This window comes from Microbispora sp. NPDC049633, from assembly GCF_040675265.1.
Lineage (GTDB): Bacteria > Actinomycetota > Actinomycetes > Streptosporangiales > Streptosporangiaceae > Microbispora > Microbispora maris.
This window is the reverse complement of the sequence record NZ_JBFAOO010000118.1, coordinates 1-23,692: the sequence shown is the minus strand read 5'-3', so window position 1 is coordinate 23,692 and position 23,692 is coordinate 1. Positions and strand designations below refer to the sequence as shown.

The 23,692-nt window shown below is 73.2% G+C and carries 22 protein-coding genes and 2 pseudogenes; 11 read left to right on the top strand and 13 right to left on the bottom strand.

From position 1 onward, the window contains the following. Positions 1–151: 151 nt before the first annotated feature. Positions 152–1,330: an ROK family protein gene (locus tag AB0J39_RS26220; protein WP_363469113.1), complete on the bottom strand. Its 1,179-nt coding sequence runs from the start codon at positions 1,328–1,330 to the stop codon at positions 152–154. A 277-nt stretch (positions 1,331–1,607) separates the two neighbouring features. Between AB0J39_RS26220 and hemG the strand changes: the two genes are divergently transcribed. Together hemG and hemQ are read left to right on the top strand one after the other, a co-directional pair. Then, positions 1,608–3,035: a protoporphyrinogen oxidase gene (hemG, locus tag AB0J39_RS26215; protein WP_363469111.1), complete on the top strand. Its 1,428-nt coding sequence runs from the start codon at positions 1,608–1,610 to the stop codon at positions 3,033–3,035. 87 nt (positions 3,036–3,122) lie between these two features. Then, positions 3,123–3,824, top strand: a complete 702-nt coding sequence (gene hemQ / locus AB0J39_RS26210) for a hydrogen peroxide-dependent heme synthase (protein WP_363469109.1) — start codon at positions 3,123–3,125, stop codon at positions 3,822–3,824. On the opposite strand, the gene AB0J39_RS26205 is transcribed toward hemQ, so the two are convergent. The 3 genes and pseudogenes from AB0J39_RS26205 to AB0J39_RS26195 all read right to left on the bottom strand — a co-directional run. Next, a complete protein-coding gene (locus AB0J39_RS26205; RefSeq protein ID WP_363469107.1) occupies positions 3,796–4,380 on the bottom strand; it encodes a hypothetical protein in 585 nt (194 codons plus the stop codon). The genes hemQ and AB0J39_RS26205 overlap by 29 nt on opposite strands. Before the next feature lie 7 nt (positions 4,381–4,387). Beyond that, positions 4,388–4,534 (bottom strand): hypothetical protein, encoded by a 147-nt coding sequence (locus AB0J39_RS26200; RefSeq protein ID WP_363469117.1) that lies wholly within the window; start codon positions 4,532–4,534, stop codon positions 4,388–4,390. Between the two features lie 209 nt (positions 4,535–4,743). Beyond that, positions 4,744–6,183 (bottom strand): annotated as a pseudogene (locus AB0J39_RS26195) (response regulator); the annotation flags it as partial. Between the two features lie 531 nt (positions 6,184–6,714). Between AB0J39_RS26195 and AB0J39_RS26190 the strand changes: the two are divergent. Continuing rightward, positions 6,715–7,320, top strand: a complete 606-nt coding sequence (locus AB0J39_RS26190; protein WP_363469106.1) for a hypothetical protein — start codon at positions 6,715–6,717, stop codon at positions 7,318–7,320. Positions 7,321–7,323: 3 nt separating this feature from the next. On the opposite strand, the gene msrB is transcribed toward AB0J39_RS26190, so the two are convergent. Beyond that, positions 7,324–7,725, bottom strand: a complete 402-nt coding sequence (gene msrB / locus AB0J39_RS26185; protein ID WP_363469104.1) for a peptide-methionine (R)-S-oxide reductase MsrB — start codon at positions 7,723–7,725, stop codon at positions 7,324–7,326. 405 nt (positions 7,726–8,130) lie between these two features. Here msrB and ligD point away from each other — a divergent pair, with 405 nt between their 5' ends. The 3 genes from ligD to AB0J39_RS26170 all read left to right on the top strand — a co-directional run bounded on the left by ligD (position 8,131) and on the right by AB0J39_RS26170 (position 9,960). Next, a complete protein-coding gene (ligD, locus tag AB0J39_RS26180; RefSeq protein ID WP_363469102.1) occupies positions 8,131–9,144 on the top strand; it encodes a non-homologous end-joining DNA ligase in 1,014 nt (337 codons plus the stop codon). 259 nt (positions 9,145–9,403) lie between these two features. Beyond that, a complete protein-coding gene (locus tag AB0J39_RS26175; protein WP_363469100.1) occupies positions 9,404–9,571 on the top strand; it encodes a hypothetical protein in 168 nt (55 codons plus the stop codon). Between the two features lie 104 nt (positions 9,572–9,675). Further along, positions 9,676–9,960, top strand: a complete 285-nt coding sequence (locus AB0J39_RS26170; protein ID WP_363469098.1) for a hypothetical protein — start codon at positions 9,676–9,678, stop codon at positions 9,958–9,960. A gap of 102 nt (positions 9,961–10,062) precedes the next feature. Here AB0J39_RS26170 and AB0J39_RS26165 read toward each other — a convergent pair whose 3' ends face one another. Then, positions 10,063–10,824, bottom strand: a complete 762-nt coding sequence (locus tag AB0J39_RS26165; protein ID WP_363469096.1) for a tyrosinase family protein — start codon at positions 10,822–10,824, stop codon at positions 10,063–10,065. A 455-nt stretch (positions 10,825–11,279) separates the two neighbouring features. Further along, the gene (locus AB0J39_RS26160; protein ID WP_363469094.1) at positions 11,280–11,864 is read right to left on the bottom strand and encodes a TetR family transcriptional regulator; all 585 of its coding nucleotides are present in this window, start codon (positions 11,862–11,864) and stop codon (positions 11,280–11,282) included. Between the two features lie 99 nt (positions 11,865–11,963). Between AB0J39_RS26160 and AB0J39_RS26155 the strand changes: the two genes are divergently transcribed. The 3 genes from AB0J39_RS26155 (at position 11,964) to AB0J39_RS26145 (ending at position 14,742) form a co-directional block, all read left to right on the top strand. After that, entirely contained in the window at positions 11,964–12,833 is an 870-nt protein-coding gene (locus tag AB0J39_RS26155) for an SDR family NAD(P)-dependent oxidoreductase (protein ID WP_363469092.1), read from the top strand. A gap of 78 nt (positions 12,834–12,911) precedes the next feature. After that, on the top strand, positions 12,912–13,649 hold the full coding sequence (locus AB0J39_RS26150) for a pyrimidine reductase family protein (protein ID WP_363469090.1): 738 nt from the start codon (positions 12,912–12,914) through the stop codon (positions 13,647–13,649). A gap of 16 nt (positions 13,650–13,665) precedes the next feature. After that, complete coding sequence (locus AB0J39_RS26145; RefSeq protein WP_363469115.1) at positions 13,666–14,742, top strand: ATP-dependent DNA ligase; 1,077 nt, start codon at positions 13,666–13,668, stop codon at positions 14,740–14,742. A gap of 69 nt (positions 14,743–14,811) precedes the next feature. Here the strand turns inward: AB0J39_RS26145 and AB0J39_RS26140 are convergent, their stop codons facing one another. From AB0J39_RS26140 to AB0J39_RS26115, 6 genes are all read right to left on the bottom strand, one after another. Next, positions 14,812–15,117: an AzlD domain-containing protein gene (locus AB0J39_RS26140; protein ID WP_363469088.1), complete on the bottom strand. Its 306-nt coding sequence runs from the start codon at positions 15,115–15,117 to the stop codon at positions 14,812–14,814. Further along, positions 15,114–16,166 carry an AzlC family ABC transporter permease gene (locus AB0J39_RS26135; protein WP_363469086.1) on the bottom strand — a complete coding sequence of 351 codons (1,053 nt, stop codon included), beginning with the start codon at positions 16,164–16,166 and terminating at the stop codon, positions 15,114–15,116. Before AB0J39_RS26135 ends, AB0J39_RS26140 begins: the two co-directional genes overlap by 4 nt. A gap of 138 nt (positions 16,167–16,304) precedes the next feature. Beyond that, positions 16,305–18,422, bottom strand: a complete 2,118-nt coding sequence (glgX, locus tag AB0J39_RS26130) for a glycogen debranching protein GlgX (RefSeq protein ID WP_363469084.1) — start codon at positions 18,420–18,422, stop codon at positions 16,305–16,307. A 114-nt stretch (positions 18,423–18,536) separates the two neighbouring features. Continuing rightward, entirely contained in the window at positions 18,537–18,965 is a 429-nt protein-coding gene (locus tag AB0J39_RS26125) for an OsmC family protein (RefSeq protein WP_363469083.1), read from the bottom strand. 88 nt (positions 18,966–19,053) lie between these two features. Further along, the gene (locus AB0J39_RS26120) at positions 19,054–20,664 is read right to left on the bottom strand and encodes an isovaleryl-CoA dehydrogenase (RefSeq protein ID WP_363469081.1); all 1,611 of its coding nucleotides are present in this window, start codon (positions 20,662–20,664) and stop codon (positions 19,054–19,056) included. Between the two features lie 132 nt (positions 20,665–20,796). Then, on the bottom strand, positions 20,797–22,413 hold the full coding sequence (locus tag AB0J39_RS26115; RefSeq protein ID WP_363469079.1) for an ankyrin repeat domain-containing protein: 1,617 nt from the start codon (positions 22,411–22,413) through the stop codon (positions 20,797–20,799). A 129-nt stretch (positions 22,414–22,542) separates the two neighbouring features. Here AB0J39_RS26115 and AB0J39_RS26110 point away from each other — a divergent pair, with 129 nt between their 5' ends. After that, on the top strand, positions 22,543–23,232 hold the full coding sequence (locus tag AB0J39_RS26110) for a DUF1707 domain-containing protein (protein ID WP_363469078.1): 690 nt from the start codon (positions 22,543–22,545) through the stop codon (positions 23,230–23,232). 121 nt (positions 23,233–23,353) lie between these two features. Then, positions 23,354–23,692, top strand: a pseudogene (locus AB0J39_RS26105) (hypothetical protein); the annotation flags it as partial.

Genomic DNA, 23,692 nt, shown 5'->3' with positions numbered 1-23,692 from the left:
TTTCCTTTTCTGACCCCGCCGCCGGTGGTTTGGGCCCTCCTTACCCTGCTGCTTAGGGCCTCACCCCACCCCGGGGCCCGCGCGCCGCCCCGGGGAGGGGCCGGCGGCCGGTCGGCGTCCGGAGGGGGCGCGGCACGCGGTGCCGCGCGGCTCACTCGGCGGAGAAGACGTGGTCGCTGATCAGGCGGGTGGCCCCGATGATCCCGGCCGTGTCGCCCAGCTCGGACAAGACGATGGGCAGGTTTCCGGTCGCCAGCGGCAGCGAGCGCTGGTAGACGACGCTGCGGATCTCCGCGAGCAGCGCGTGGCCCAGACCGGCGACCCCGCCTCCGATGATCACCAGGCCGGGGTTGAAGAAGCTCACGAGGGACGCGAGCACGAGGCCCACGTGCCGGCCGCCCTCGCGAATCATCCGTACGGCGGCGGCGTCGCCCGAGCCGGCGGCCGCGGCGACGTCCTCGGCCGTCAGCGTGCCCTCGTGCGTGAGCCGCTCCGCGAGGAAGGGGGACTCGCCCGACTCCGCCGCGGCCAGGGCGTCGCGGGCCAGCGCCGCGCCACCGAAGTAGGCCTCGAGACAGCCGGTGTTGCCGCACGTGCACAGGGGGCCGTCGTCCGACACCCGGATGTGGCCGATGTCGCCGGCGCTGCCGGTCACCCCGCGGTAGATCTCGCCGTCGACCACGATGCCGCAGCCGACGCCGGTGCCGATCTTCACGAGCAGGAAGTCGCCGACGGCCCTGGCGAGCCCGGCGTGCAGCTCGCCGAGCGCCATGATGTTCACGTCGTTGTCCACGAGCACCGGGCAGCCGAACTCCCGGCTCAGCGTCTCCCGAACGGGAAAGCGGTCCCAGCCCGGCATGATCGGGGGCGAGACGGGCGTCCTGTCGAGGAAGCTCACCGGGCCGGGCACGCCGATTCCGACGCCGTGGATCTCGGTCGTCTCGCCGGTGCGCAGCTTGCCGACGAGTTCGAGGGCCTGCTCCAGCACCGCCTCGGGGCCGTCCCGCACGTCCGCCGGCTTCGACAGGTGGCCGAGCACTTCAAGCTCGCCGTTCGTCACCCCGACGTCGATGGACGTGGCGCCGATGTCGATGCCGACGAAGCGCAGGTGCGAGGCGATCCGCACGATGCCCGACCGCCGCCCGCCACGCGAGGCCGCGAGGCCGCCGGTTTCGAGGAGATTCAGCTTGGTGAGCCGGTCGAGCTCGAGTGCGAGCTTCGACGGTGACAGACGGGCCACCTCGCCGAGTTCGGCGCGTGAGCGCGCGCCGTCCTGACGCAGGAGGCGCAGGAGCCGCGCCTGGTGCGGGTTCTCGGGGCGAGCCGTCATTCGCTTCACGCCGCTCTTCGGGTCGGGGAATTCGGGGTGCGTGCCAGAAGTGACTCTACTTCTGCTCCGACGACATCAACTTTATTACAGCAAACCCTTACTTTTTGCCCTACAGGTGAAAAGTTTCTGAGAATCTTGCCTTCCCGACCGCTTTGTCGGGCGTTGTTCCAATGGGTGACTATCTGTGCTCTTTCTGTGGCGGCGAGGTTCCCGCTTCGTGGCGGACACGCCCCGCGCCGATGCGGGAGCCGCGCGTACGGGCCGATAGTTTTTCCCCATGGACGGGATTACGGGTCGTCATGTGATCGTCGTCGGCGGGGGCATCGCGGGTCTGGCCGCGGCGCTGCACCTGAACCGGGCCGACGCCGGTCTGCGGATCACAGTGCTGGAGGCGGCGCCGAGGGTCGGCGGCAAGCTGTACGCCTCACAGGTGGCGGGGGTGGAGGTCGACGCGGGCGCCGAGTCGATGCTGGCGCGGCGGCCCGAGGGCAAGGAGCTGGCCCGGCTGGCCGGCCTCGGCGACGACCTGGTCGACCCGGGCACGACGCGAGCCGCGGTCCTGTCGCGCGGGTCGCTGCGCCCGCTGCCCCGGCAACAGGTGATGGGCGTCCCCTCGGACGTGGTCGCCCTCGCGCGCTCGGGCGTCCTGTCGCCGGCCGGGCTCGCCCGGGTGCCCCTCGACCAGTTCCTGCCGCCCACACTCGTGACCGGCGACGTCTCCGTCGCGGCCTACATCCGGGCCCGGATGGGCGGCGAGGTCGTCGACCGGCTGGTCGAGCCGCTGCTCGGCGGCGTGTACGCGGGCCGAGCCGACATGCTGTCCCTGGACGCGACCATGCCGCGGATCGCCGCCGCCGCCCGCACCGAGCGGTCGCTGCTGCAGGCGGCCAGGAGCATCGCCGCGGAGGCGCCCGCGGACGCCGGGCCGGTGTTCACCACGCTCAGGAACGGCCTGGGGTCGCTGCCCGCCGCCGTCGCGAAGGAGTCGGGCGCGCAGATCCGCACCGGCGTCACCGTACGCGACCTGATCCGGACGCCGGACGGGTGGCGGCTGGTCACCGGGCCCACCCGGGACGAGGAGGTGATCGACGCCGACGCCGTCGTCCTGGCGGTCCCCGCGCGGCCCGCCTCCCGCCTGCTCCGGCGTGAGGTGCCGAAGGCGGCGGCCGAACTGGCCGGGATCGAGTACGCCAGCATGGCGATCATCACTCTCGCCTATCCCCGCAGCGCCTTTCCCGAGCCGCCGGAGGGCAGCGGCTACCTCGTGCCGCCGGTCGAGGGCAGGCCGGTCAAGGCCGCGACGTTCAGCAGCGTCAAATGGCCGCACCTGGCCGAGGCCGACCGCAACGTCGTGATCGTGCGGTGCTCGGTCGGCCGCCTGGGCGAGGAGCTTGTGCTCCAGCGCGACGACGCCGAGCTGACCGCCCTGGCGATGAACGAGATGGCCGAGATCATGGGCGTGCGGGGCCTGCCGCTGGACACCCGGGTCACCCGCTGGGGCGGCGGGCTCCCGCAGTACGACGTCGGCCACCTCGACCGGATCGCCCGGGTGCGCGCCGCGATCGCCGGGCAGCCCGGCCTCGCCGTCTGCGGCGCGGCGTACGAGGGGCTCGGCATCCCGGCGTGCGTCGCGACCGCCCGCACCGCCGCCAAGCTCGTCGTGGAGCACCTGCGGAGCGACCGGGCGGCGGCCTCCGACGCCTGACCGCACGTCCGGCCCCCGGCCGCCGGTGCGTATTCCCGGAAGGCACCCGGCGGCCGGACCACCACGTCGTACCGGCAGAATGGAGGCATGACGGAGCCTGCCCCGCGGCCCAAGGCACGCGATCTCAACCTGGTCATCCGATACACCATGTGGTCGGTCTTCCGGCTGCGCGACCAGCTTCCCGTCGCCCGCGACGGCGTGGCCGACGAGGTCGAGGAACTGCTCGCGCAGGCGGCGGGCAAGGACGTGACGACCCGCGGCTGCTACGACGTCGCCGGGTTCCGCGCCGACGCCGACTTCATGTTCTGGTGGCACGCCCCCTCGCCCGAGGACCTGCAGGAGACCTACACCCGCTTCCGCCGCACCACGCTCGGCCGCGCGAGCGAGCCGGTCTGGTCGGCCATGGCCCTGCACCGCCCGGCCGAGTTCAACAAGTCCCACATCCCGGCCTTCCTCGCCGAGGAGGAGCCCAGGGGCTTCGTCTGCGTCTACCCCTTCGTACGGTCGCTGGAGTGGTACCTGCTGGAGGACTCCGACCGCCGCAGGATGCTCGCCGAGCACGGGAAGATGGCCCGCGACTACCCCGACGTGCGGTCCAACACGGTCGCCTGCTTCGCGCTCAACGACTACGAGTGGATGCTGGCCTTCGAAGCCGACGAGCTGCACCGCATCGTCGACCTGATGCGCCACCTGCGCGGAGCCGAGGCGAGGCGGCACACCAGGATCGAGATCCCCTTCTACACGGGCACCCGCAAGCCGGTCAGCGAGCTCGTCGCCGCGCTGCCCTGACGATCGCGACCGCCAGGACGGCCCAGGTCAGGGCCTCGACCAGGGGCCCCGCCGCGCCCAGGGCCATCGCCAGCGGCAGCGTCGCCGGGAGGACGACGGCGACCGCGAGCGGGACCAGGCCGGCCAGCCACAGCACGATCCCCGGCGCGTACAGCGCGCCGAGCGGGTCCGGCGGGTTCACGGCGAGGACGAAGGTGGCGGTCACCGGGACCGCCACGACCGCGTGGCCGAGGCCGTACAGCAGCGCCCCGGCGTCGCCGGTCCGCCCCCAGCCCGGCGCCGGGCGGTGGACGCGGCGCCGGGCCAGGACGGCCCCGATCGCCGCGACCAGGTAGAGGGCGTAGGCGCCCTCGGCGACGTAGTCGGCCGCCGAGGCGAACGGCACCGTCTGCGTGTGCAGGATCTGTGTCACGCCGAGCGTCAGCGACGCCGCGACGGCCACGAGCGGCGCGGCGACGACCGAGGCGACGGCGGGCCTCCCGCCCGCCGGGTCGTCCGGACGCGCGGCTCGATCATGTGCGGTGGCGGGAGTGCGGGGCGACGCGGTGGCGTCCATGACGTTCTCAGCCCGTCGCTAGTCCCGCCGCCCGCGCGGCGGCGACCGCCTCGGCGCGATCGCGTACGCCGAGTTCGACCAGGACGCCGGACACGGCGTTGGCAATGGTCTTCGGGCTGACGCCCAGACACGCCGTGATCGCCTGGTTGCCCAGGCCCCGCGCGACGAGTTCGAGGATCTCGTACTCCCGCTCGGTGAGCGTGGGGGGAACGGCCGCGCGGACACCCGGGGCGGCGCGTGCAGGAGCTTGATCACGGCCTCGGCCGCGCCGGTCCCGAAGACGGCCTGGCCCCGGGCCGCCGCGCGCACCGCGGCGACCACGTCGTCCTGGGCGGCGTTCTTGAGCAGATAACGCCTCGCCCCCGCGCGGACGGCCGCCAGCAGCGACAGGTCGTCGTCCGACATCGTGAGCATGATCACGCTGGGCGGGCGGGGCCCGACGGACAGGCGCCGGGTCGCCTCGATGCCGTCCATCTCCGGCATCGCGATGTCCATCAGCACGACGTCGGGGGAGTGCTCATGGACGGCCGCGAGCGCCCGGCGGCCGTCCTCGGCCACCGCGACGACCTCGATGCCCTCCACGGTCGACATCAGCGCCCCGAGGCCGTCACGGACCACGGGGTGGTCGTCGACGACGAGCAGCCTGATCACAGGGGAATCCACGCGGTCACCACCGTTCCGCCGCCCGGAGCGGCGTCGATCGTCAGCTTTCCGTCCAGCTCCTCCACCCGCTCCCGCATCGAGGTCAGGCCGACTCCCGGGACGGCCTGCGGCCCGAGTCCAGCGCCCGTCGCCGCGGACGCTCAGCTCGAACCCGCACGCCACCCGGCCCAGCCGTACGGCGCAGCGGCGGGGCGCGCCGTGGCGCACCGCGTTCGTGAGCGCCTCGCGGGCCACCAGGTAGGCCGTGACCTCCACGGCGGCGGGCAGGCCGCCCACGTCCTCCGCGGTGATCTCGATCTCGACCCCGCCGTCGCCCAGCGTCGCCGCGGTGTGCTCCACGGCGCCGGCCAGGCCAAGCTGGGCCAGCTCGGGCGGCCTCAGCCCCCGGACCAGGCGGCGTACGCCCGCGCCGGCCTCGGCGACCTGGCTCCTGATCTGGGTCAGCAGGCCGCGGGCCCGATCCGGGTCGGCCTTGAGCGCGTTGCCCGCGGCGTCCACGGTGAAGCCGATGCCCGCGAGGAAGGCGCCCAGCCCGTCGTGCAGGTCCCTGCTGATCCGCCGCCGCTCCTCCTCCCTGGCCGTGACGAGCAGCGTCCGCGAGCGCTGCAGCGCCGCCGCGCGGTGGGCGGCGGCGAGCGCGGCCCCCGCGTGCGACGCGAGCGGGGCGAGCACCCGTGCGTCGCCTCCCGACGCGCTCAGGGCGCCGAGGATCTCGTCCTGGAAGCGCAGCGGTACCGACACGCCGAGAGGGGCGGGCGTTCCCCGCTCGAGGACCTTGAGCGGCTCGCCCGGCGCGCCCAGCTCGGCCCGCACGTACGGGGCCCGGGTCGCCTCGGCCGCGGCGTCGGCGACGGCGGACAGGATCTCCCCGGGCTCCGAGGTCGCGGCCAGGCGGGCGCCCAGCCGGGCGTGGACGGCCTCGGGGTCGGGCCCGCCGCCGTACAGGATGCGGCCGGAGGCCCGGCGCAGCCAGCGGTGCAGCGGCTCGACCGCGACCGCCACGGCCGCCGCGGCGGCGACGTGCGCCCCGGTGAGGCCGTCGACCGCGAAGCACAGCAGGGCCAGCGCGCCCGCCAGCAGCCCCAGGGTCAGCGCGCGGCGCAGCCACGGACCGGTCCCGTACAGGTCGTGGCGGAGCATCGCCACGCCGACGCAGGCCGGCAGGGCCACCGGCCGCCAGGCCCGCCCGGGCAGGCGGCCGTCCGGCACGAGCAGCAGCAGGACGCCGCCCACGGTCAGCAGGGCGGGGGCCCAGGTCCACGTGCCCACCCAGGCGGCCCAGCGGGCGCCCGGCAGGCCGGGACGTGCGGAGTAGGAGTCGGCGAAGTAGGCGACGGCGCCGAGCACGGTCACCAGGCAGCACGGCCCCACCGCCCCGCCCTCGCGGCGGGACAGGAGGTAGGCGCCGAGCGGGGTGAAGCCGAGCAGCGACCGCCGCGTCCACGGGGTCGGCGCCGCCCAGCGCCCCGCCTGCCGGGATTACGACGCAGGCCAGCCCGAACACGAGCCAGGACATGACGGCCCGCACGCGCCCCCCTCCGAACGGCGTCGACAACCGACCCGTTCAGAAGGGACATTCTGGTGGACCGTGCGCGAAGCGTCGGAAACGGTCTTGGCTGCCGGAAGTCTTTGCCATACTGTGACGAAGGATCGACGTCTATGTGAGGCAGAGTGGCAAGCGGGCTGGCACGTTCCAGGGGGCGCCGCCGCAAGAGGCGGGCCCGTTCGCACGTCGTCGAGGTGTCGCTGGGGGTGACCGCCTTCGCCGTCGGGGCCGCCGCGATCGCCTGGCCGTTGTCCCGGTCCGACGCGGCTCCACCCCAGCGCGCGGTCGCCGCGCCCGCGCCGCAGGCATCCCCGGTGGGGGAGCTGACCGTCGCGAGCGTCGACACCGGCGAGAAGGCCGACGCCAAGCGGGAGAAGAAGGAAAAAAAGGCGGCCGAGCACAAGGCCTCGGGACCGTCGAAGTACACCGACACGAAGGCCGAGGCCTACTTCCGCAGCAGGTGGAACGACAAGACGGCCAAGCGGGTCAAGGACATCCGCACAGAGGGCGGCTACCTGCGCATCTACACGAACCTGCCGGAGAACGCCGACAACTCCAAGACCGCGATCACCCTGTGCAAGCGCGGCCTGGAGTACCTGGCCGAGCGGGGGGAGGCCAACCCCGTCGTGTTCGTCCAGTCCCGGTTCGGCGAGAACGGCAATCCCGTCCTCGCCAACGTCCTCGGGCCGGACGACGACGACTGCCGGGTCACCTACCCCAAGCCCAAGTGATGGTCAGTCGGCCGGCCGCAGGGTCAGGCACACGGAGTTGATGCAGTACCGGTCGTCCGTCGGCGTGGGGTAGCCCTCGCCGTAAAACACGTGCCCGAGGTGCGAGTCGCAGCGGGCACAGCGGACCTCCACCCGGCGCATGCCGAGCGAGTCGTCCTCGTGCAGCGTGACGGCGTCCGACTCGGACGGCTCGTAGAACGACGGCCAGCCGCAGTGCGACTCGAACTTGGTCTCCGACCGGAACAACTCCGCCCCGCACGCGCGGCAGGAGTAGACGCCGACGGTCTTGGTGTCGACGTACTCGCCGCTGAACGGACGCTCCGTCCCCGCCTGCCGGAGGACCCGGTACTCCTCGGGGGAAAGCCGCGCGCGCCACTCGGCGTCGCTCTTGACGATCTTCTCCATAGCTCACCACCCTGCCTTCTGTGGCCCCTCGCGGGGATTACGAACTGAGGAACCCCGCGACGGCCAGGGATCTTCCCGGCAGATGTTCACGGTGCGAGGCATCCTTTCCCCGGTCTTCCGGCGTCTTCACTGACGAGGGGCTGATCGCCGCACCCGCGGGGGCGGTCGCCCGCACCGCCGTCAGGGCGGCGAAGCACCCGACCCGTGCTGGACGCCGCCGGACGGTGAGAGGAGGCCGCCCACGGGCGGCCGTCGTGGTCCGTCCCGTCGCGTACGGCGCAGCCGAACGCGAGCGCGCCGTACGCGACCACGCGCCTGCGCCGGTAGGGCGCGGCCGTGGGAGCGCCCGGTCCGGCCGCCGTCGGCAGCCCGGGACGGACCCCCTCCTCCCTATAGGGTCGGTCCATGGCTTCGCCGTACATCGAGATAGAGGTGGGTGGCCGCACGGTCAAGGTCACCAACCCGGACAAGGTCTACTTCCCGGAGATCGGCGCCACCAAGCGCGACCTGGTGGAGTACTACGTGAGCGTGGGGGGCGGCGTGCTGCGCGCCCTGCGGGAACGGCCGACCTACCTCAAGCGGCACCCCGACGGCGTCGGCACCGACGCGATCTACCAGAAGCGGATGCCCCGGCATCCCGACTGGATCGAGACCGTCACGGTGCGCTTCCCCAGCGGGCGCACGGCCGACGCGTTCTGCCCGACGGAGGTGGCGGCCATCGCGTGGTGCGCCAACCTCGGCACGATCGACTTCCATCCCTGGCACGCGCGCCGGGCCGACCTCGACCATCCCGACGAGCTGCGCATCGACATCGACCCGCAGCCCGGCACCTCGTTCGAGCAGGCCCGTGCGGTGGCCTTCACGGCCAGGGAGATCCTCGACGAGCTGGGCATGACGGGCTTCCCGAAGACCTCGGGCAGCCGGGGCATCCACGTGAACGTGCGCATCGAGCCCCGCTGGACCTTCACCGAGGTGCGGTACGCCGCCATCGCCTTCGCCCGCGAGGTCGAGCGGCGCTCGCCTCTCGCGACGAGCGCCTGGTGGAAGGAGGAGCGGGGGGAGAAGATCTTCATCGACTACAACCAGAACGCCCGCGACCGCACGGTGGTGGCCGCCTACTCGGTCCGCGCGCGGCCCGACGCGCGGGTCTCCGCGCCCGTGACGTGGGAGGAGCTGGCCGACTGCGACCCGCGCGACTTCGACATCAGGACGATGCCGGAGCGGTTCGCCAAGCTGGGCGACGTGCAGCGGGCGATCGACGATCGGGCCTGCGACATCGGCACGCTGCTGGAGTGGTACGACGCCGACGAACGGGGCGACATGCCGTACCCGCCGAACTACCCGAAGATGCCCGGCGAGCCGAGGCGGGTCCAGCCCAGCAAGGCCAGGCCGGCCGGAGGTGAGGACGCGGCCGGGTGACCCCTCCGTGCCGTGTGCCGGCACGATGCTGGCTTTTGTCCGCCTGTCTCCGCTCTTGATCGGCTCTTGCATTCCCGCCCGGTGTCCCTGGAGGCGGGTGCGGGGATGGTCCTGGCGAGCGCTCGCCGACGGGGGAGCGGGCGCTCGTCCCCGGGCAAGACCGCAAACGGACGAACCTGGAACACCCGAGCGCCTCGCCCTCGCACCGCTGCAGGGGGCGGGGCGCCTTGCACGAGACCGAGCGGGGGGAGACACCCGGATGTGCCTGAGCTGCGGCTGCGGCGAGCCTGACGACGACCACGGCGATCCCGACCACATCACCTGGACGGATCTGCGGAAGGCCTCCAGGGCCGCGGACATCAGTCCGGCGCAGGCCGCCGACAACATCAGGTCCGGGACGCAGTCCCTCGGCACGCCGCCTTCCTGACCGCCGGGCCCCGGCCGCGCGCCCGGCGGGGAGAGCGGGCCGTTCTCCCCTGGTTGCAACAGGTGGAAGCCGCCGCCAGACCGATATTTACGGAGAGTGACCAAGTGACAACACCGGTCAAGAGGATCACCATGTCCAAGCCGTTCTGCGCCCTCGCCGGCGTCGGCCCCTACGCCCTGGCCAAAGCCGGCGAGGTGTACGAGGACATGGCCGTCCGCGGCCGCAGGCTCGTCAGCAGGATGAGCCGGGAGGCCGCGCAGGAGTTCGAGGAGACCGCGCACGAGCTGGAGGACCTCTCCAGGTCCGCACGCCAGGCGCAGGAGAGGGAGAAGGAGACCGTCGCGCAGACGGCCGGCCGGGCCCGCGCCACCACGGGCACCAGGGCCTGACGCGCCGGGCCGTGACGCACCCGGCCGGGTTCCCGGGGAACGGGAACCCGGCCGGTCGCGTGAGGCCCCCGCCCTCACCGGAGGGCGGGGGCCCGTCGCCGTTCAGCGTGCGCGCGGCCACGCCCCGTCGTAGCGGTAGCCCAGTTTCTCGATGTCCAGGACGTCCGCGACCGTGTCGCCGTACCGCGGCAGCCTGCTCGCCTCGGTGACGTTCCCGTAGGCCGACCGGATCGGGACCTCGGGGTGGCGGAAGCGCCACATGTGCCAGAGCAGGTCGCCGAAGCAGGCGACGGCCCAGAACAGGGGGTCGTTCGGGGCGACGGGCTGGGCCAGATCGCCTCCTATGCCCATCTGCACCGCTCCGATGTGGATCTCCAGCTGCATGTTGAACACCTGGAAATCCGGATTTTTCAGCATGTTGGCGATCACCTCGGAGGTCGCCCACGCGGGAATCGTCCCGCCGTCGGCGTAGGACCGCCGGAGCGGATGAGCTCGCGGGATCTTGGCGGTCCATCCCGCGAACGCGCCGTCGAGCACGGCGTGATCGCGCGCGGCGTTCCCGTTCCCCCCGAAATACTTCTTCGACAGCATCGCCGAGCGCGCCGGCGCCCGGCCGTCGAGAGGCCAGTCCCAGTACGGCACGGACACGGCCGGATCGACGCGCCGGAGCTCCCGCTCGAAGTCCAGAAGGTATCTGCGCTGCCAGGGCAGGAAGAAGCCGTTGGCGTGGGTGGCCGCGAAGCCGTCCGCGTAGGTCCGGACCAGCGCGTCGTAGGTTCCCCGCGCCTTGAGCGCGCGCACCGCCCGGACGAACGCCGCCCACTGCGCCGTGCTCATGTCGCCGGCCCGCCGTCGGGTGCTCATGTCGCCGGCCGGTCGTCGGGTGCTCATGTCGCCGGCCGGTCGTCGGGCGCTTATGTCGCCGGCTCGCGGGCGCGTGGTCATATCACCGGCCCGCGGGGTGGCCATGTCACCGGCTCGCGGGCGGGCCCGCGGCCGGGCCGGGTCCGCGTGCGCCGCCATCCCGCCCGCCCCGAGCGCCATCGCCGCCGTGCCCCACAACGCCGTGCCCCACAACGCCGATGCCAGCATCTCCCGCCTGCTCGGCCCCCGCATGTGCGCCCCCCGAATGTCGCCGCGTTCCGTGGCCTGGTCCGACCGGCGCAAAGATTAGAACGGCACAGCCGCCGGGGCGCCGCATTTGACGCCGTGTCGGCCTGTCGGGGGCGATGGGACGGCCATCGGCGGCAGCGGGCCCCCGGTGGGGAGACCGCGCCGGCCGCCGTTCGGACGTGCCGTAGGAGGCCAGGACCGCCTGATCACTCGGCGGAGAGTGCGCGGACGAGCCGGGCGACCAGGGGACGCGTCCGCTCGAACGAGGCCTCGCTGAGCGCGGGTGAGCCCACGATCGAGCGCATCACTCCCATGCCGAGCAGGAGCGCGCCGATCAGCTCGGCGCGCAGCGCGGTGTCCTGGCCTTCGAGACGGTCGGCGAAGTCCCGCAGGTAGCCCTCGCACAGTTGGATGTGCAACTGCTCGCGCACGGCGGGGTTGCCGGAGGAACGCAGCATCACCAGGAACGGATGCTCGCCGTGGAACTTCTCCCAGCCGCCGAAGACCACCTCGCGCAGCAGGGTGTCGGCGATGTGGGGGACCGGACGGTGCGGGTCGGCGGTCACGCCCGCCGGTATGTCCACGCGCACCGCCTCGGCGTACAGCTTCCTCTTCGAGCCGAAGTAGCGGGGGATCAAGGCCGGGTCGACGCCCACGTCGGCGGCGATCTCGCGGATGCCGGTGCCGTCGTAGCCCTGCCGGGAGAACCGCAGCCGCGCGGCGTCCAGGAGGGCGGCGCGGGTCGCGGCGCGGTCGCGGCGCCGGGGGGCCGGCGGTGGCTGCTCGCTCATGCGGTCAGCATAAGTCATCAAATGTTGACTTACGTGCCGGGCCCCTTCTAGCGTTCGAGTCATCGGTCGATGACTTGACGGCGGCCCGAGAGGGAGACCATGCGAACCTATGTGATCACTGGGGGCACGGACGGGATGGGAAAGGGGCTGGCCCTGCGGCTCCTCGGCCGGGGCGACCGGGTGATCGCTGTGGCCAGCGGCGCGTCCAAGGGACGGCTGCTGCTCGCCGAGGCCGAGCGGATCGGCGGCGCGGACCGGGCGGTCTTCGTGCCGGCCGACCTCAGCACGCTGGCGGGGATGCGTGCGGTCCTGGGCGAGATCGCGACGGTCACCGATTCCGTCGACGGGGTGGTCTTCGGAGCCCAGCGGTTTCGCCCACGGCGGGAAGAGACCGAGGACGGGTTCGAGTTCACCTTCGCGCTGGCCTATCTCAGCCGGTACGTGCTCGGACACGGACTGGTCCCAGCCCTCGAACGGGCCGGGGCGCCGGTCATCGTGAACATCGCCGGTCCCGGCGGCCTGCCGGGCGCCGTCCACTGGGACGACCTGCAACTGCGTGAGGGCTACAAGGGCATACGGGCCGCCATGCAGTCGTCGCGATGCAACGACCTGCTGGGCGTGGACTTCCCGCGCCGCCACCCCGGGGCGCGCACCCGTTACGTGCTCTACAACCCGGGATTCGTGCGGACGAGCATGGCCGACCCGCTGCCCCGGCATCAACGGATCCTCACCAAAGCGCTGGCGAGGGTCTTCGCACAGCCGGTGGAGAAGGCGATCCTGCCCGTCCTCCGGCTGCTGGACCGGCCACCCGCCGAACCGGTCACGGCCTTCATGCGCGGCAAGCCGCTGCCTCTCGAAGGCGAGGACTTCGACCCCGGCCGCGCCCGGCGTCTGGACGAGGTGACTTCGCGGCTGCTGAGCGCGGGCGGCACCGGCGCCGCGCCCACGGTGGCAGGCCCGTTCGGCTGACGGCGGCCGCCGCGGCGACGAGCGTGGGACGGGGCGTCGCGGGCGGCCTTGTCGGTGTCGTGTGCCACTGTAGGAAGCGTGCGCCGCATCCACCCCTACTCCGAGGACGAACCGGACATCCCCGCCGCCTACGCCTACCCGCGCGACCACTGGCTGCGCCTCAACATGGTGTCCAGCGCCGACGGCGCGGCCTGGGTGGAGGGCCATTCGGAGGGCCTGTCCGGCCGGGCCGACAAGCGGATCTTCGGGCTGCTGCGCGGCCTTGCCGACGTGGTGCTGGCCGGGGCCGCGACGGTCCGCACGGAGGGATACCGCCCGGCCCGCCCCCGCGAGTCGTGGCGGGCCCTGCGGGAGGGCAGGCCCCCGGCGCCGCCCATCGCCGTCGTCACCCGCCGCCTCGACCTCGACATCGAGGCCCCGCTGTTCACCGAGGCCGAGCCGTACGCCCGGACGATCGTGATCACGACGGAGTCGGCGCCGAAGGACCGGCGCGAGGAGGCGGCCGGGAGGGCCGACGTGATCGTCGCGGGCGACGAGGCGGTCGATCTCGCGACCGCCCTGGGCGAGCTGCGGGACCGGGGGCTCGGCCGCGTCCTGTGCGAGGGCGGCCCCCGGGTGAACGCGCAGCTCGCCGCCGCCGGCCTGGTCGACGAGCTGGCGCTGACCGTGAGCCCGCTGCTGACCGGCGGCGACGCGGCGCGCATACTGGACGGCGTCGCGTCGCACACGCCGCTGACCCTCGCCCAGGTGCTCGAAGAGGACGGGTTCCTCTTCTGCCGATACATCAGGGAGGCGCAGGATGAAGCCGCCGGTTGAGCCGCAGATCCCCGACCTGGAGCTGCCGGTCGTGCCGCCGGTCACGCCGATGCTCGCCAAGGCCGTCAAGGCGTTGCCGAAGCAGGACGGCACGCTCTACTACGAGCCGAAGTGGGACGGCTTCCGCTGCATCGTCTTCCGGGACGGCGACGAGGTCTTCCTGGGCAGCAGGAACGAGCGGCCCTTCACGCGCTACTTCCCCGAGCTGGTCGAGGCCGTCAGACGGGAGCTGCCGCCCAAGTGCGTCGTGGACGGCGAGATCGTGCTGATCAGGGGGCAGTCGCTCGACTTCGACGCGCTGCAGCAGCGCATCCATCCCGCGCAGTCCCGGGTGCGGCTGCTGGCCGAGAACACGCCCGCGTCGTTCGTCGCCTTCGACCTGCTCGCCACCGCGACGGAGGACCTCATGGAGGCGCCGTTCTCGGAGCGCAGGGCCCGGCTGGAGGAGGCGCTGGCGGGCGCGGGCCGGTCCGTGCGGCTGACGCCGGTCACCCGGGACGAGGGCCGGGCCGCCGAGTGGTTCGACGCGTTCGAGGGCGCCGGACTCGACGGCATCGTCGCGAAGCCGGGCGACCAGCCGTACACGCCGGACAAGCGCGTGATGTTCAAGGTCAAGCACGAGCGGACGGCCGACTGCGTGGTGGCGGGCTACCGCGAGCACAAGTCCGGGCCGGTCGTCGGGTCGCTGCTGCTCGGGCTCTACTCGCCGGACGGCCGCCTGCATCACGTGGGTGTCGCGGCGTCGTTCCCGATGAAGCGCCGTGAGGAACTCGTCGAGGAGCTCGCGCCGTACCGGGTGCGGGACCTGAGCGAGCATCCGTGGGGACACTGGGCCGAGGTCGCGGCGGGCGGCGCCGAGGGCCAGCGCCTGCCCGGCGCCGTGTCGCGGTGGAACGCCAAGAAGGATCTGTCGTTCATCCCGCTGCGGCCCGAGCGGGTGATCGAGGTGGCCTACGACCACATGGAGGGCGACCGGTTCCGCCACACCGCCCAGTTCCGCCGCTGGCGGCCGGACCGCACTCCCGAGTCCTGCACCTACGAGCAGCTCGACCGCCCGGTGAGCTACGACCTCGACAAGATCCTCGCCCGCTGACCGTCCTGCCGCGGCACCGGGCGCGCACGCGGGCGGCCGTACGGCCCGGTCCCCGGCCGGCGCGGCGGGTCAGCCGGTGAGGGCGCGGACGGCGGCGGTGACGACGACGGCGACCGCGACGATCACCAGGAACGGCGCGCGCAGCAGCAGGGCGACCGCCGCCGCCGCGAGCCCGGCGGCCCGGGCGTCGACGACGAGCGTGCGGCCGTCGGCGAAGGTCTGCAGGGCGATCAGGGCGGCCAGCGCCGCGATCGGCACCAGTGTGGCCAGCCGGCGTACGAGCGGCCGTTCGAGCACCGCCGCCGGGACCGACAGCCCGAGCAGCTTCACCGCGTAGCACCCGGCGGCGGTGACCACGATCGCGGCCCAGATCATCGGTGTCCTCCTCGGGGCGAGCGGCGGGCGTTAGGGCGGGCGCTGCGGCGGGCGTTAGGGCGGGCATTGGGGCGGGCGCTGGGGCGGGCACTGCGGCGCGCGCTGGGGCGGGCACGGAGCCGGGACACGGCCAGCACGGCCGGTGCGGCGAGCACGGCCACCAGCACCGGCACGCCCGCGGGCACGAACGGCACGCAGGCGAGGGCCAGCACGACGGCCAGCGCCGCCACCGCCGCCTCCTGCCACGGGAAGGCCGTGCCCCCGGCCGTGCCCTGGGGCGTGTCCCCGGCGGTGCCCCTGGACGTGCCCTGGGCCGTGTCCCCGGCCGTACCCATGCCCGCGCGGCCCGTCTTCGCGACCGGCCGCTCGTCCTGAACGGCGGCGGGGACGGACGCATCGATCCCCGCAGCATCGGGTCCGGACGCATCGGGCACGGAAGAATCGGGTCCGGACGCATCGGGTTTGGCAGCATCGGGCGCCGCGGAGCGGCTCCGGAGCATGGGCAGGAGCAGGGCGAGGAAGACGGCCGGGCCGGCGACGTCGAGCCCCCAGGCCGCCGGGTCGCCCAACGCGGAGGCGCCCAGCGCGCCCAGGAACGTGGTGATGTTCCAGCCGGCGTACAGGCTGGCCCCGGTGACCGTGAACCCGAGCCGGGCCAGGCGCCGGTCGGGCTGGGCCAGGGCCACGGCGGAGGTCTCGTCGATCACCCACTGCGCGGCCAGGGGACGGACCGCCGCGGGGAGCCCCAGCAGCTGCGACAGCCGCAGCCCGTAGAAGGCGTTGCGGACGCCGAGCAGCAGCGCCCCGGCCGCGGCGGCGAGCGGGTTCCCGCCGGTGCCGAGCGCGCCCACCAGCGCGAACTGGGACGCCCCGGTGAACACGAACAGCGACAGCACGCAGGTCTGCACGACGCTCATCCCCGCGCCCGCCGAGGTGACGCCGAACGCGAAGCCGGACAGGCCGACGGCCGTGCCCACCCCGAGGGCGTCCCGCACCACCGCCGCCCGGGGCTTCGGCGGCAGGCCGGCCTGCACTGATGTCCTGGTCACCCGCCCGAGGGTAACGAACTGGGCGGGATAGTCCCTTATGGGGGTCAACGCCGTGTTCGTCCCCGCCTGTCTCGCCTTCCGAGGTCCACGGAGTGGCTCGGGCCGGGACCGGCCGCCCATGCGCGGAGGCGCGTGGGATCAGCCGGCGCAGACCAGGATCCGCATGGACCGGTCGGCGACGCAGATCTTGGCCCCGGCGGGCAGGCTCTCCTCGGCGTACGGATCGTCGCGGACGCTCTCGTCGGCGGTGTCGAGGACGGGACGCCAGGCGGCCCCCAGCTCCGGGCCGGGCAGGGCGAACGTCAGGCTCTCGTGGTGCGCGTTGATCAGCAGCAGGAACGTCTCGTCCCTGATCCGCTCGCCGCGCGGGCCGGGCTCGCTGATCGCGTCGCCGTTAACGTACACCCCCAGCGACTTCGCGTAGCCCGTGTGCCAGTCGCCGTCGGTCATCTCGGTGCCCGACGGCGTGAGCCAGACGATGTCCCTGCTGCCGCCCCCGACGGTGCGGCCGTGGAAGAACCGGCGCCGCCGGAAGACGGGATGCGCCCGCCGTAACGCGGCCAGGCGGCGGACGAACTCGAGCAGGTCGTCCTCCTGGCGCAGCAGCGACCAGTCGATCCAGGAGACCTCGTTGTCCTGGCAGTAGGCGTTGTTGTTGCCGTGCTGGGTGCGGCCGAACTCGTCGCCCGCCAGCAGCATCGGCACGCCCTGCGACACGAACAGCGTGGCGAGGAGGTTGCGCCGCTGCCGCCGGCGTAGCCGCACGATCGCCGGGTCCTCCACCGGGCCCTCGGCTCCGCAGTTCCAGGAGCGGTTGTCGTCGGTGCCGTCGCGGTTGCCCTCGCCGTTGGCCTCGTTGTGCTTGTGGTCGTAGGAGACGAGGTCGGTGAGGGTGAACCCGTCATGGGCGGTCACGAAGTTGATCGAGGCCACCGGGCGGCGGCCGCTGCTGGCGTACAGGTCGCTCGACCCGGCCAGGCGCGAGGCGAACTCGGGCAGCGTCTGGGACGCGCCGCGCCAGAAGTCCCGCACGGAGTCGCGGTACTTGCCGTTCCACTCGGTCCACAACGGCGGGAAGTTGCCGACCTGGTAGCCGCCGGGTCCGACGTCCCACGGCTCGGCGATCAGCTTGACCTGCGAGATCACCGGGTCCTGCTGGATCAGGTCGAAGAACGCGCTCAGCCGGTCCACGTCGTGCAGCTCGCGCGCCAGGGCGGCGGCGAGGTCGAAGCGGAAGCCGTCCACGTGCATGTCGAGCACCCAGTAGCGCAGCGAGTCCATGATCAGCTGGAGCGCGTGGGGCGAGCGCACGTTCAACGAGTTGCCGCACCCGGTGTAGTCGAGGTAGTAGCGGCGGTCCTCCTCGCGCAGCCGGTAGTAGGCGACGTTGTCGATGCCGCGGAAGCCCAGCGTCGGGCCCATGTGGTCGCCCTCGGCGGTGTGGTTGTAAACCACGTCGAGGATCACCTCGATGCCCGCCTCGTGCAGGGCGCGCACCATCGCCTTGAACTCCTGGACCTGCTCCCCGCGCTGCCCGGAACTGGCGTAGGTGTTGTGCGGCGCCATGTAGGCGATCGTGTTGTAGCCCCAGTAGTTGGTCAGCCCTCTGGCCACCAGGAAGTGCTCGGGAACGAACTGGTGGACGGGCATGAGCTCGACCGCCGTGACGCCGATCGACAGGAGGTGGTCGATCACGGCCGGGTGCGCCAGCCCGGCGTAGGTGCCCCGCTGCTCCTCCGGGACGGACGGATGGCGCATGGTCAGGCCGCGCACGTGCGCCTCGTAGATCACCGTCTCGTGGTACGGCGTGCGGGGCGGCCGGTCGTTGCCCCATTCGAAGAACGGGTTCACGACCACGTTCTTCGGCATGTAAGGCGCGGAGTCCTCGGTGTTGAGCCGGGCGGGGTCGGCGAACTGGTAGGAGAACAGCGACTGGTTCCACCGCACCGAGCCCTCGATCGCCTTGGCGTACGGGTCGAGCAGCAGCTTGGACGGGTTGCACCGGTGCCCGTGCTCGGGCCGATAGGGCCCGTGCACGCGGAAGCCGTACCGCTGTCCGGGCATGATTCCCGGCACGTACCCGTGCCAGACGAACCCGTCGACCTCGGGCAGATCGACGCGGGTCTCCCCGCCTCTGTCGTCGTACAGGCACAGCTCGACTCGCTCGGCCGCCTCCGAGAACACCGAGAAGTTGGTGCCCACACCATCCCAGGTGGCGCCGAGCGGGTAGGGCTCTCCAGGCCAAACCTCGCGCATGTAACCTCATTCTCCACTGCCGGGGCGAATCGTGCACCCGCGACGACCCCTGCTCTCGCACGGAAACGCGGGAGCCCCCGCCGGACCGGGTCCGGCGGGGGCTCCCGCTGACGCTCAGCCGACGAGCTCGGCCTTGAGGCTGATCGTCGTGCCGGCGAGCGCCTTGCTCACCGGGCAGTTCGCCTTGGCCGTCTCGGCGGCCTGCTGGAAGTCCTCGGCCGAGAGGCCGGGCACCTGTCCCCGGACGGAGATCACGATGCCGGTGATGCCCTCACCCGGCTGGAAGGTCACGTCCGCGCGGGTCTCCAGCGACTGCGGCGGGGTGCCCGCCTGGGCCAGGCCGTGGGACAGGGCCATCGAGAAGCACGAGGAGTGGGCGGCGGCGATCAGCTCCTCCGGGCTCGTCTTGCCGTTGGCCTGCTCGGCCCGGGAGGGCCAGGAGACGTCGAAGGTGCCGACGCCGGAGGTGTCGAGCGAAACGGTGCCCGAACCGTCGAGCAGCGCGCCCTTCCACTGCGTCGTCGCGGTACGAGTGGTCGCCATGGCGATATCCCTTCAGTAAGCGGAGCCTATCCACAGTGACCTTAACGCCGCCGCCGGTGCGCCGGGCTCACCGGCATGGCCGGTCGGCTCACGCCGGCGCCGCGCGGTCGAGGATCGCATCGAGGTCGAGGCCGGACGGCAGCGTGCCGAAGGCGCGCCCCCAGTCGCCGGACAGTCGCGAGGCGCAGAACGCGTCGGCCACCGCGGCGGGGGCGTGCCGTACGAGCAGGGAGGCCTGCAGGACCAGCGTCATCTCCTCGGCCACCCGGCGCGCGTCGGCCTCTCCCGCGGAGGCGAGCGTCTTGAGCGCCCGCTCGGCCGCGTCGGCGACCCGTCTGTCCTCGGCCGCCGCCACCTCGGCGAAGAAGGCCTCGACCGCCTCCGGCTCCCTGGCCAGCACCCGCATGAGGTCGAGCGCGGCCACGTTGCCCGAGCCCTCCCAGATGCCGTTCAGCGGCGACTCGCGGAACAGCCGGGGCATCTGCGACTCCTCGACGTAGCCGTTGCCCCCGAGGCACTCCAGCGCCTCGGCCGCGTGGACCGGCGCCCGCTTGCACACCCAGTATTTGGCGGCGGCGAGCGCGGCCCGCCGGAACAGGCCCTCGGCCGCGTCGCCCCGGATCGCCCGGTCGGTCGCCCCCGCCAGGCGCGTCATGAGCGTGGTCGCCGCCTCGGACTCCAGCGCCAGGTCGGCGATAACCGAGCGCATCAGCGGCTGCTCGGCCAGGGCCCGGCCGAACGCCGTGCGGTGGCGGGCGTGGTGGAGCGCCTGCGTCAGCCCGTACCGCATGCCGGCGGCCGAGCCGATCACGCAGTCGAGCCTGGTCATGTTCACCATCTCGATGATCGTGCGGACGCCACGGCCCTCCTCGCCGACGAGGAAGGCGACGGCGCCCTCGTACTCGACCTCGGCGGAGGCGTTCGACCGGTTGCCGAGCTTGTCCTTCAGCCGCATCAGCCGCAGCGCGTTGCGGGTGCCGTCGGGCAGCACACGGGGGAGCAGGAAGCACGACAGCCCGCCCGGGGCCTGCGCCAGCACCAGGAACACGTCGCACATCGGGGCGGAGTTGAACCACTTGTGGCCGGTCAGGGCGAAGCTGCCGTCGCCCAGCGGCTCGGCCCGCGTGGTGTTGGCCCGCACGTCGGAGCCGCCCTGCTTCTCGGTCATCGCCATCCCGGCCAGCACGCCCCGCTTGTCCTGCGGCGGGCGCAGCCCGAAGTCGTACGTCCGGGAGGCCAGCAGCGGCTCCCACTCCGCCCGCAGCGACGGCGAGTGCCGCAGCGCGGCCACGGCGGCGTACGTCATGGAGATCGGGCAGCCGTGCCCGGCCTCGACCTGGGACCAGGTGAAGAACTTGGCGGCCCTGGCGACGTGCGCCCCCGGCCGTGCCGACGTCCAGGGCGCGGCGTGCGCACCGCTCTCGACCGCGACCGCCATGAGCTCGTGCCAGGCCGGGTGGAACTCGACCTCGTCGATCCTGTTGCCGTACCGGTCGTGGGTGCGCAGCACGGGCGGGTGCTCGTTGGCCAGCCGCCCCCACTCCTGCGCCTTCGCCGAGCCGGCCAGCAGGCCGAGCTGACGCAGCTCTCCGGTCGCCCAGTCCGCCCCTTCCCTGGCGAGCCCCTCCAGCAGCGCGTGATCGGCCGAGACGTCGTTGCCGGTCAGCGGGGGCACCTGGTTGGTCACGTCGTGGGTCACTGGGTCCTCCTGCGGTCGATGCCGGGACTCGTCCGTCCGGGAAGTCCACGATGCGGGGAGTCCGGTACTGCTGGGACTCCATCTCAACACTCCGGGCGGCCGGGACAAACACCGGGCGGAGTCCGGGTCCGGTCAGGCGCCCGAGATCTCCAGACCGAGCTCCTGTGCCGCCTCCAGGGCGAGATCGCGGGCGTAGTCCTGGTCGGCCCCCGCCTCGCACAGCACCCGGTGGATGCCGTCGAGCGCGCGCCGGTCCCCGCGCCCGGCCAGGCCCCGCGCGGCCTCGGCCACCGTCGTCAGATCGCGGTCCGCCAGGCGCGTGGTCAGGGCGTCCCTGATTCGGGTGCTGTCGGCGGCCAGGCCCGCGATCCCCATCGTCGCCCAGTCGCGCACCTCGTCGTCGGGGCACTCGCTCAGCCGGATCAGCGTGGCCAGCCCGTCCTCGTCGTCCGGGGGCAGGACCGCGGCGAGCGCGATGGGGTCGTGGACGGTCGGCTTCCGGCCCGGGCTGTTGACGATGTTCAGCACCTCGGGGAGCGCCCGTTGGTCGGCGTGGTGGCCGAACGCGTGCAGCAGCGCCTCGACGACCGCGGGCTCGCTCTCGTGCCGGGCCATGTCGCGGAGGATCGCCAGAGTGCGGTCCCGGTAGGGGGCGCGCCCCGCGTCCCGGCCGGGCCCCGCTCCCCGGGCGACTCCCGGTTCCTGGCCGACCACCGGTTCCTGGCCGACTCCCGGTTCCTGGCCGACCACCGGTTCCCGGCCGATCAGCGTCTCCTGGCCGATCAGTGTCTCCCGGCCGGGCCGCGTCTCCTGACCGAACTCCGCGAGCACGTAGACGCCGAACTCCCGCTCCACCGGGTCGTCGCTCTCGCACAGCCGGGCCAGCGCGAGGAACGTCTCCTCGTCGTGGCGGGACTGCAGCGCGTGGACGGCCGCCCACCACGTCTCGTCGTCCTCGTCCAGGGCGCGGTACGGCAGCACGCGCCTGAGCAGGACGTCCGCGGGCGGCCGCAGGCCGAGCGCCGACTCCAGGACCGTCGCGACGGCGGCGTGGCCGCGCTGGCGGGTGATCGAGTAGCCGCCGTCGGCGCCCCGCGCCTCGACCGTGATCCGCCGGGTGCCGTCCGGTGCGGAGCCGTGCGCCACCAGCACGGTGTGCTCGCCCTCCACTCTCGTGGAGACCTCCTCGCGCAGCATGGCTTCGAGATCCACCGCCGAGAGCCGCGTGGCGATCTCCAGCGGGGTCGCGCCGTCCCAGCCGGGCGCGGACGGGTCGGCGCCGTGTTCGAGGAGGGACCAGACGATCCCGTACGCCCCGAAGATCGCGGCCAGTGTCAGCGGGGTGTCGCCGTCGTCGTCGGCCCGGCCGGGGTCGGCCCCCGCGTCGAGCAGGATGTCGGCCGACTCGAGGTTGCCGTTGGCCGCGGCCCACAGCAGGGCCGTCCAGCCGCCCTCCTCCGCCGCGTCGGGGTCGGCGCCGCCGTCGAGCAGCGCCTGCACGGTCTCGGCGTGGTCCCAGCAGGCCGCCGCGCAGAGCGGAAGGCCCTCGTCGTGCCCCCCGCTCGGCCGGTCGGGGTCGGCGCCGTACTCCAGGAGCAGCCTGACGATGTCGTGGTGACCGGCGACGGCCGCCCGGTAGAGCGGCGTCGTTCCCTGAGCGGGGTTCACGGCGGTGTCCGGGTGCAGCATCGCCGCCACCCGCGAGACGTCCCCTCCCGCTATCGCCTCGAGCAACCTGCTGCGGGTCACGTTTCCATGCTCACACAGCCCCGGGCGGCGTCGTCGTCAGGGATCGTCCTCCCGCCGCGCCAGAGGACGGTTCCGGGATCGTTCCCGAGGAGGATGGGGGAGCGGCGCCGGCCGGGATACGGTAAAGGCGTGACTGATCCGGGTGGAATGCGGGCATCCGACGCCGAACGCGAGTCCGTGGTGGAGCGGCTGCGAGTGGCGTCCGCGGAGGGACGGCTGACCCTCGCCGAACTGACCGAGCGCACCGAGGCCGCCTACCTGGCGCAGACCCACGGCGAGCTCGCCCAGGTCACCGCCGACCTGCCGGGTGCCGCCCCCGTCTCCGCCTCCGCTCCTGTGGCGCCGGCCGCCGGGGGAAGCAGAGTGCGCAAGTGGATCGTGGCGGTGCTGGGCGACGCCAAGAGGACCGGCTCCTGGCGGATCGACGACGGCATCGGCGCGGTCTGCGTGATGGGCGACGTGGTCCTCGACCTGCGCGAGGCCGAGGTGCGCGGGCGTGAGGTGGACATCGTCGCCACGTGCGTGATGGGCGACGTGAAGATCATCGTGCCGGACGGCGTCGACGTCGAGCTCTCCGGCGTCACGATCCTGGGGGACAAGAAGGTCCAGGTGGTCGAGGCCCCGCGTGGCCAGGCCGCCCCCGTGGTCAAGGTCACGGCGTACGTGCTCATGGGCGACGTGAAGATCATCGGCGACTCCCGGGCCGACCCGATCAAGCGCGGCTGGTTCGCCTGGAGCGAGTGGTGGCAGGAGCGCCGGCAGCGCCCTGGCCACGGCGGATACGACCTCCACGACCGCCGCCACCACGGCCTGCACTGAATCCGCCGGATCGCCCACCCGGAGCGTGCCGCCTGCGCGCGTCCCAGTTGGTCACCATTCAGCTGCAAGATCGACTCTCTACATCTGGTGCTCGTCTGTCACTGCGAAGAGATGAGCATCGATGCGCATACGTTGGAAAGCCGTCCTGGCCGCGATCCTGACGGCCGCGGTCGCCCTGCCGGCCTCCGCGGCCACGGCCGCCGGACCGGCCCCGCGGGACGCCGTCAGGGGAAGCGTGGGCGGCGAAGAACGGGCGGTGCGTGCCTTCTGGACACCTGAGCGGATCGGCCAGGCGCGGCCGCCGGCCGCTCCGCAGGAGCCCGTCACCGAGAGATCCGGAGACGGCCGCCCGCCCGCGGAGACGTCCCCGGAGACGTCCGCCGGGCCGGTCCTGGTGCCCGGGCGCGCGCCCGCGTCCTCCGTCGCCGCCGCGAGCCTGGCCCAGTTCGCCACTCCCACG

Coding starts and splice junctions, on each gene's coding strand:
- hemQ (WP_363469109.1), top strand. CDS start 3,123: ATGACGGAGCCTGCCCCGCGGCCCAAGGCACGCGATCTCAACCTGGTC.
- AB0J39_RS26140 (WP_363469088.1), bottom strand. CDS start 15,117: ATGATCTGGGCCGCGATCGTGGTCACCGCCGCCGGGTGCTACGCGGTG.
- glgX (WP_363469084.1), bottom strand. CDS start 18,422: ATGCGCGAGGTTTGGCCTGGAGAGCCCTACCCGCTCGGCGCCACCTGG.
- AB0J39_RS26205 (WP_363469107.1), bottom strand. CDS start 4,380: ATGGACGCCACCGCGTCGCCCCGCACTCCCGCCACCGCACATGATCGA.
- AB0J39_RS26125 (WP_363469083.1), bottom strand. CDS start 18,965: ATGGCGACCACTCGTACCGCGACGACGCAGTGGAAGGGCGCGCTGCTC.
- AB0J39_RS26220 (WP_363469113.1), bottom strand. CDS start 1,330: ATGACGGCTCGCCCCGAGAACCCGCACCAGGCGCGGCTCCTGCGCCTC.
- AB0J39_RS26165 (WP_363469096.1), bottom strand. CDS start 10,824: ATGAGCACCCGACGGCGGGCCGGCGACATGAGCACGGCGCAGTGGGCG.
- msrB (WP_363469104.1), bottom strand. CDS start 7,725: ATGGAGAAGATCGTCAAGAGCGACGCCGAGTGGCGCGCGCGGCTTTCC.
- AB0J39_RS26155 (WP_363469092.1), top strand. CDS start 11,964: ATGCGAACCTATGTGATCACTGGGGGCACGGACGGGATGGGAAAGGGG.
- AB0J39_RS26175 (WP_363469100.1), top strand. CDS start 9,404: ATGTGCCTGAGCTGCGGCTGCGGCGAGCCTGACGACGACCACGGCGAT.
- ligD (WP_363469102.1), top strand. CDS start 8,131: ATGGCTTCGCCGTACATCGAGATAGAGGTGGGTGGCCGCACGGTCAAG.
- hemG (WP_363469111.1), top strand. CDS start 1,608: ATGGACGGGATTACGGGTCGTCATGTGATCGTCGTCGGCGGGGGCATC.
- AB0J39_RS26160 (WP_363469094.1), bottom strand. CDS start 11,864: ATGAGCGAGCAGCCACCGCCGGCCCCCCGGCGCCGCGACCGCGCCGCG.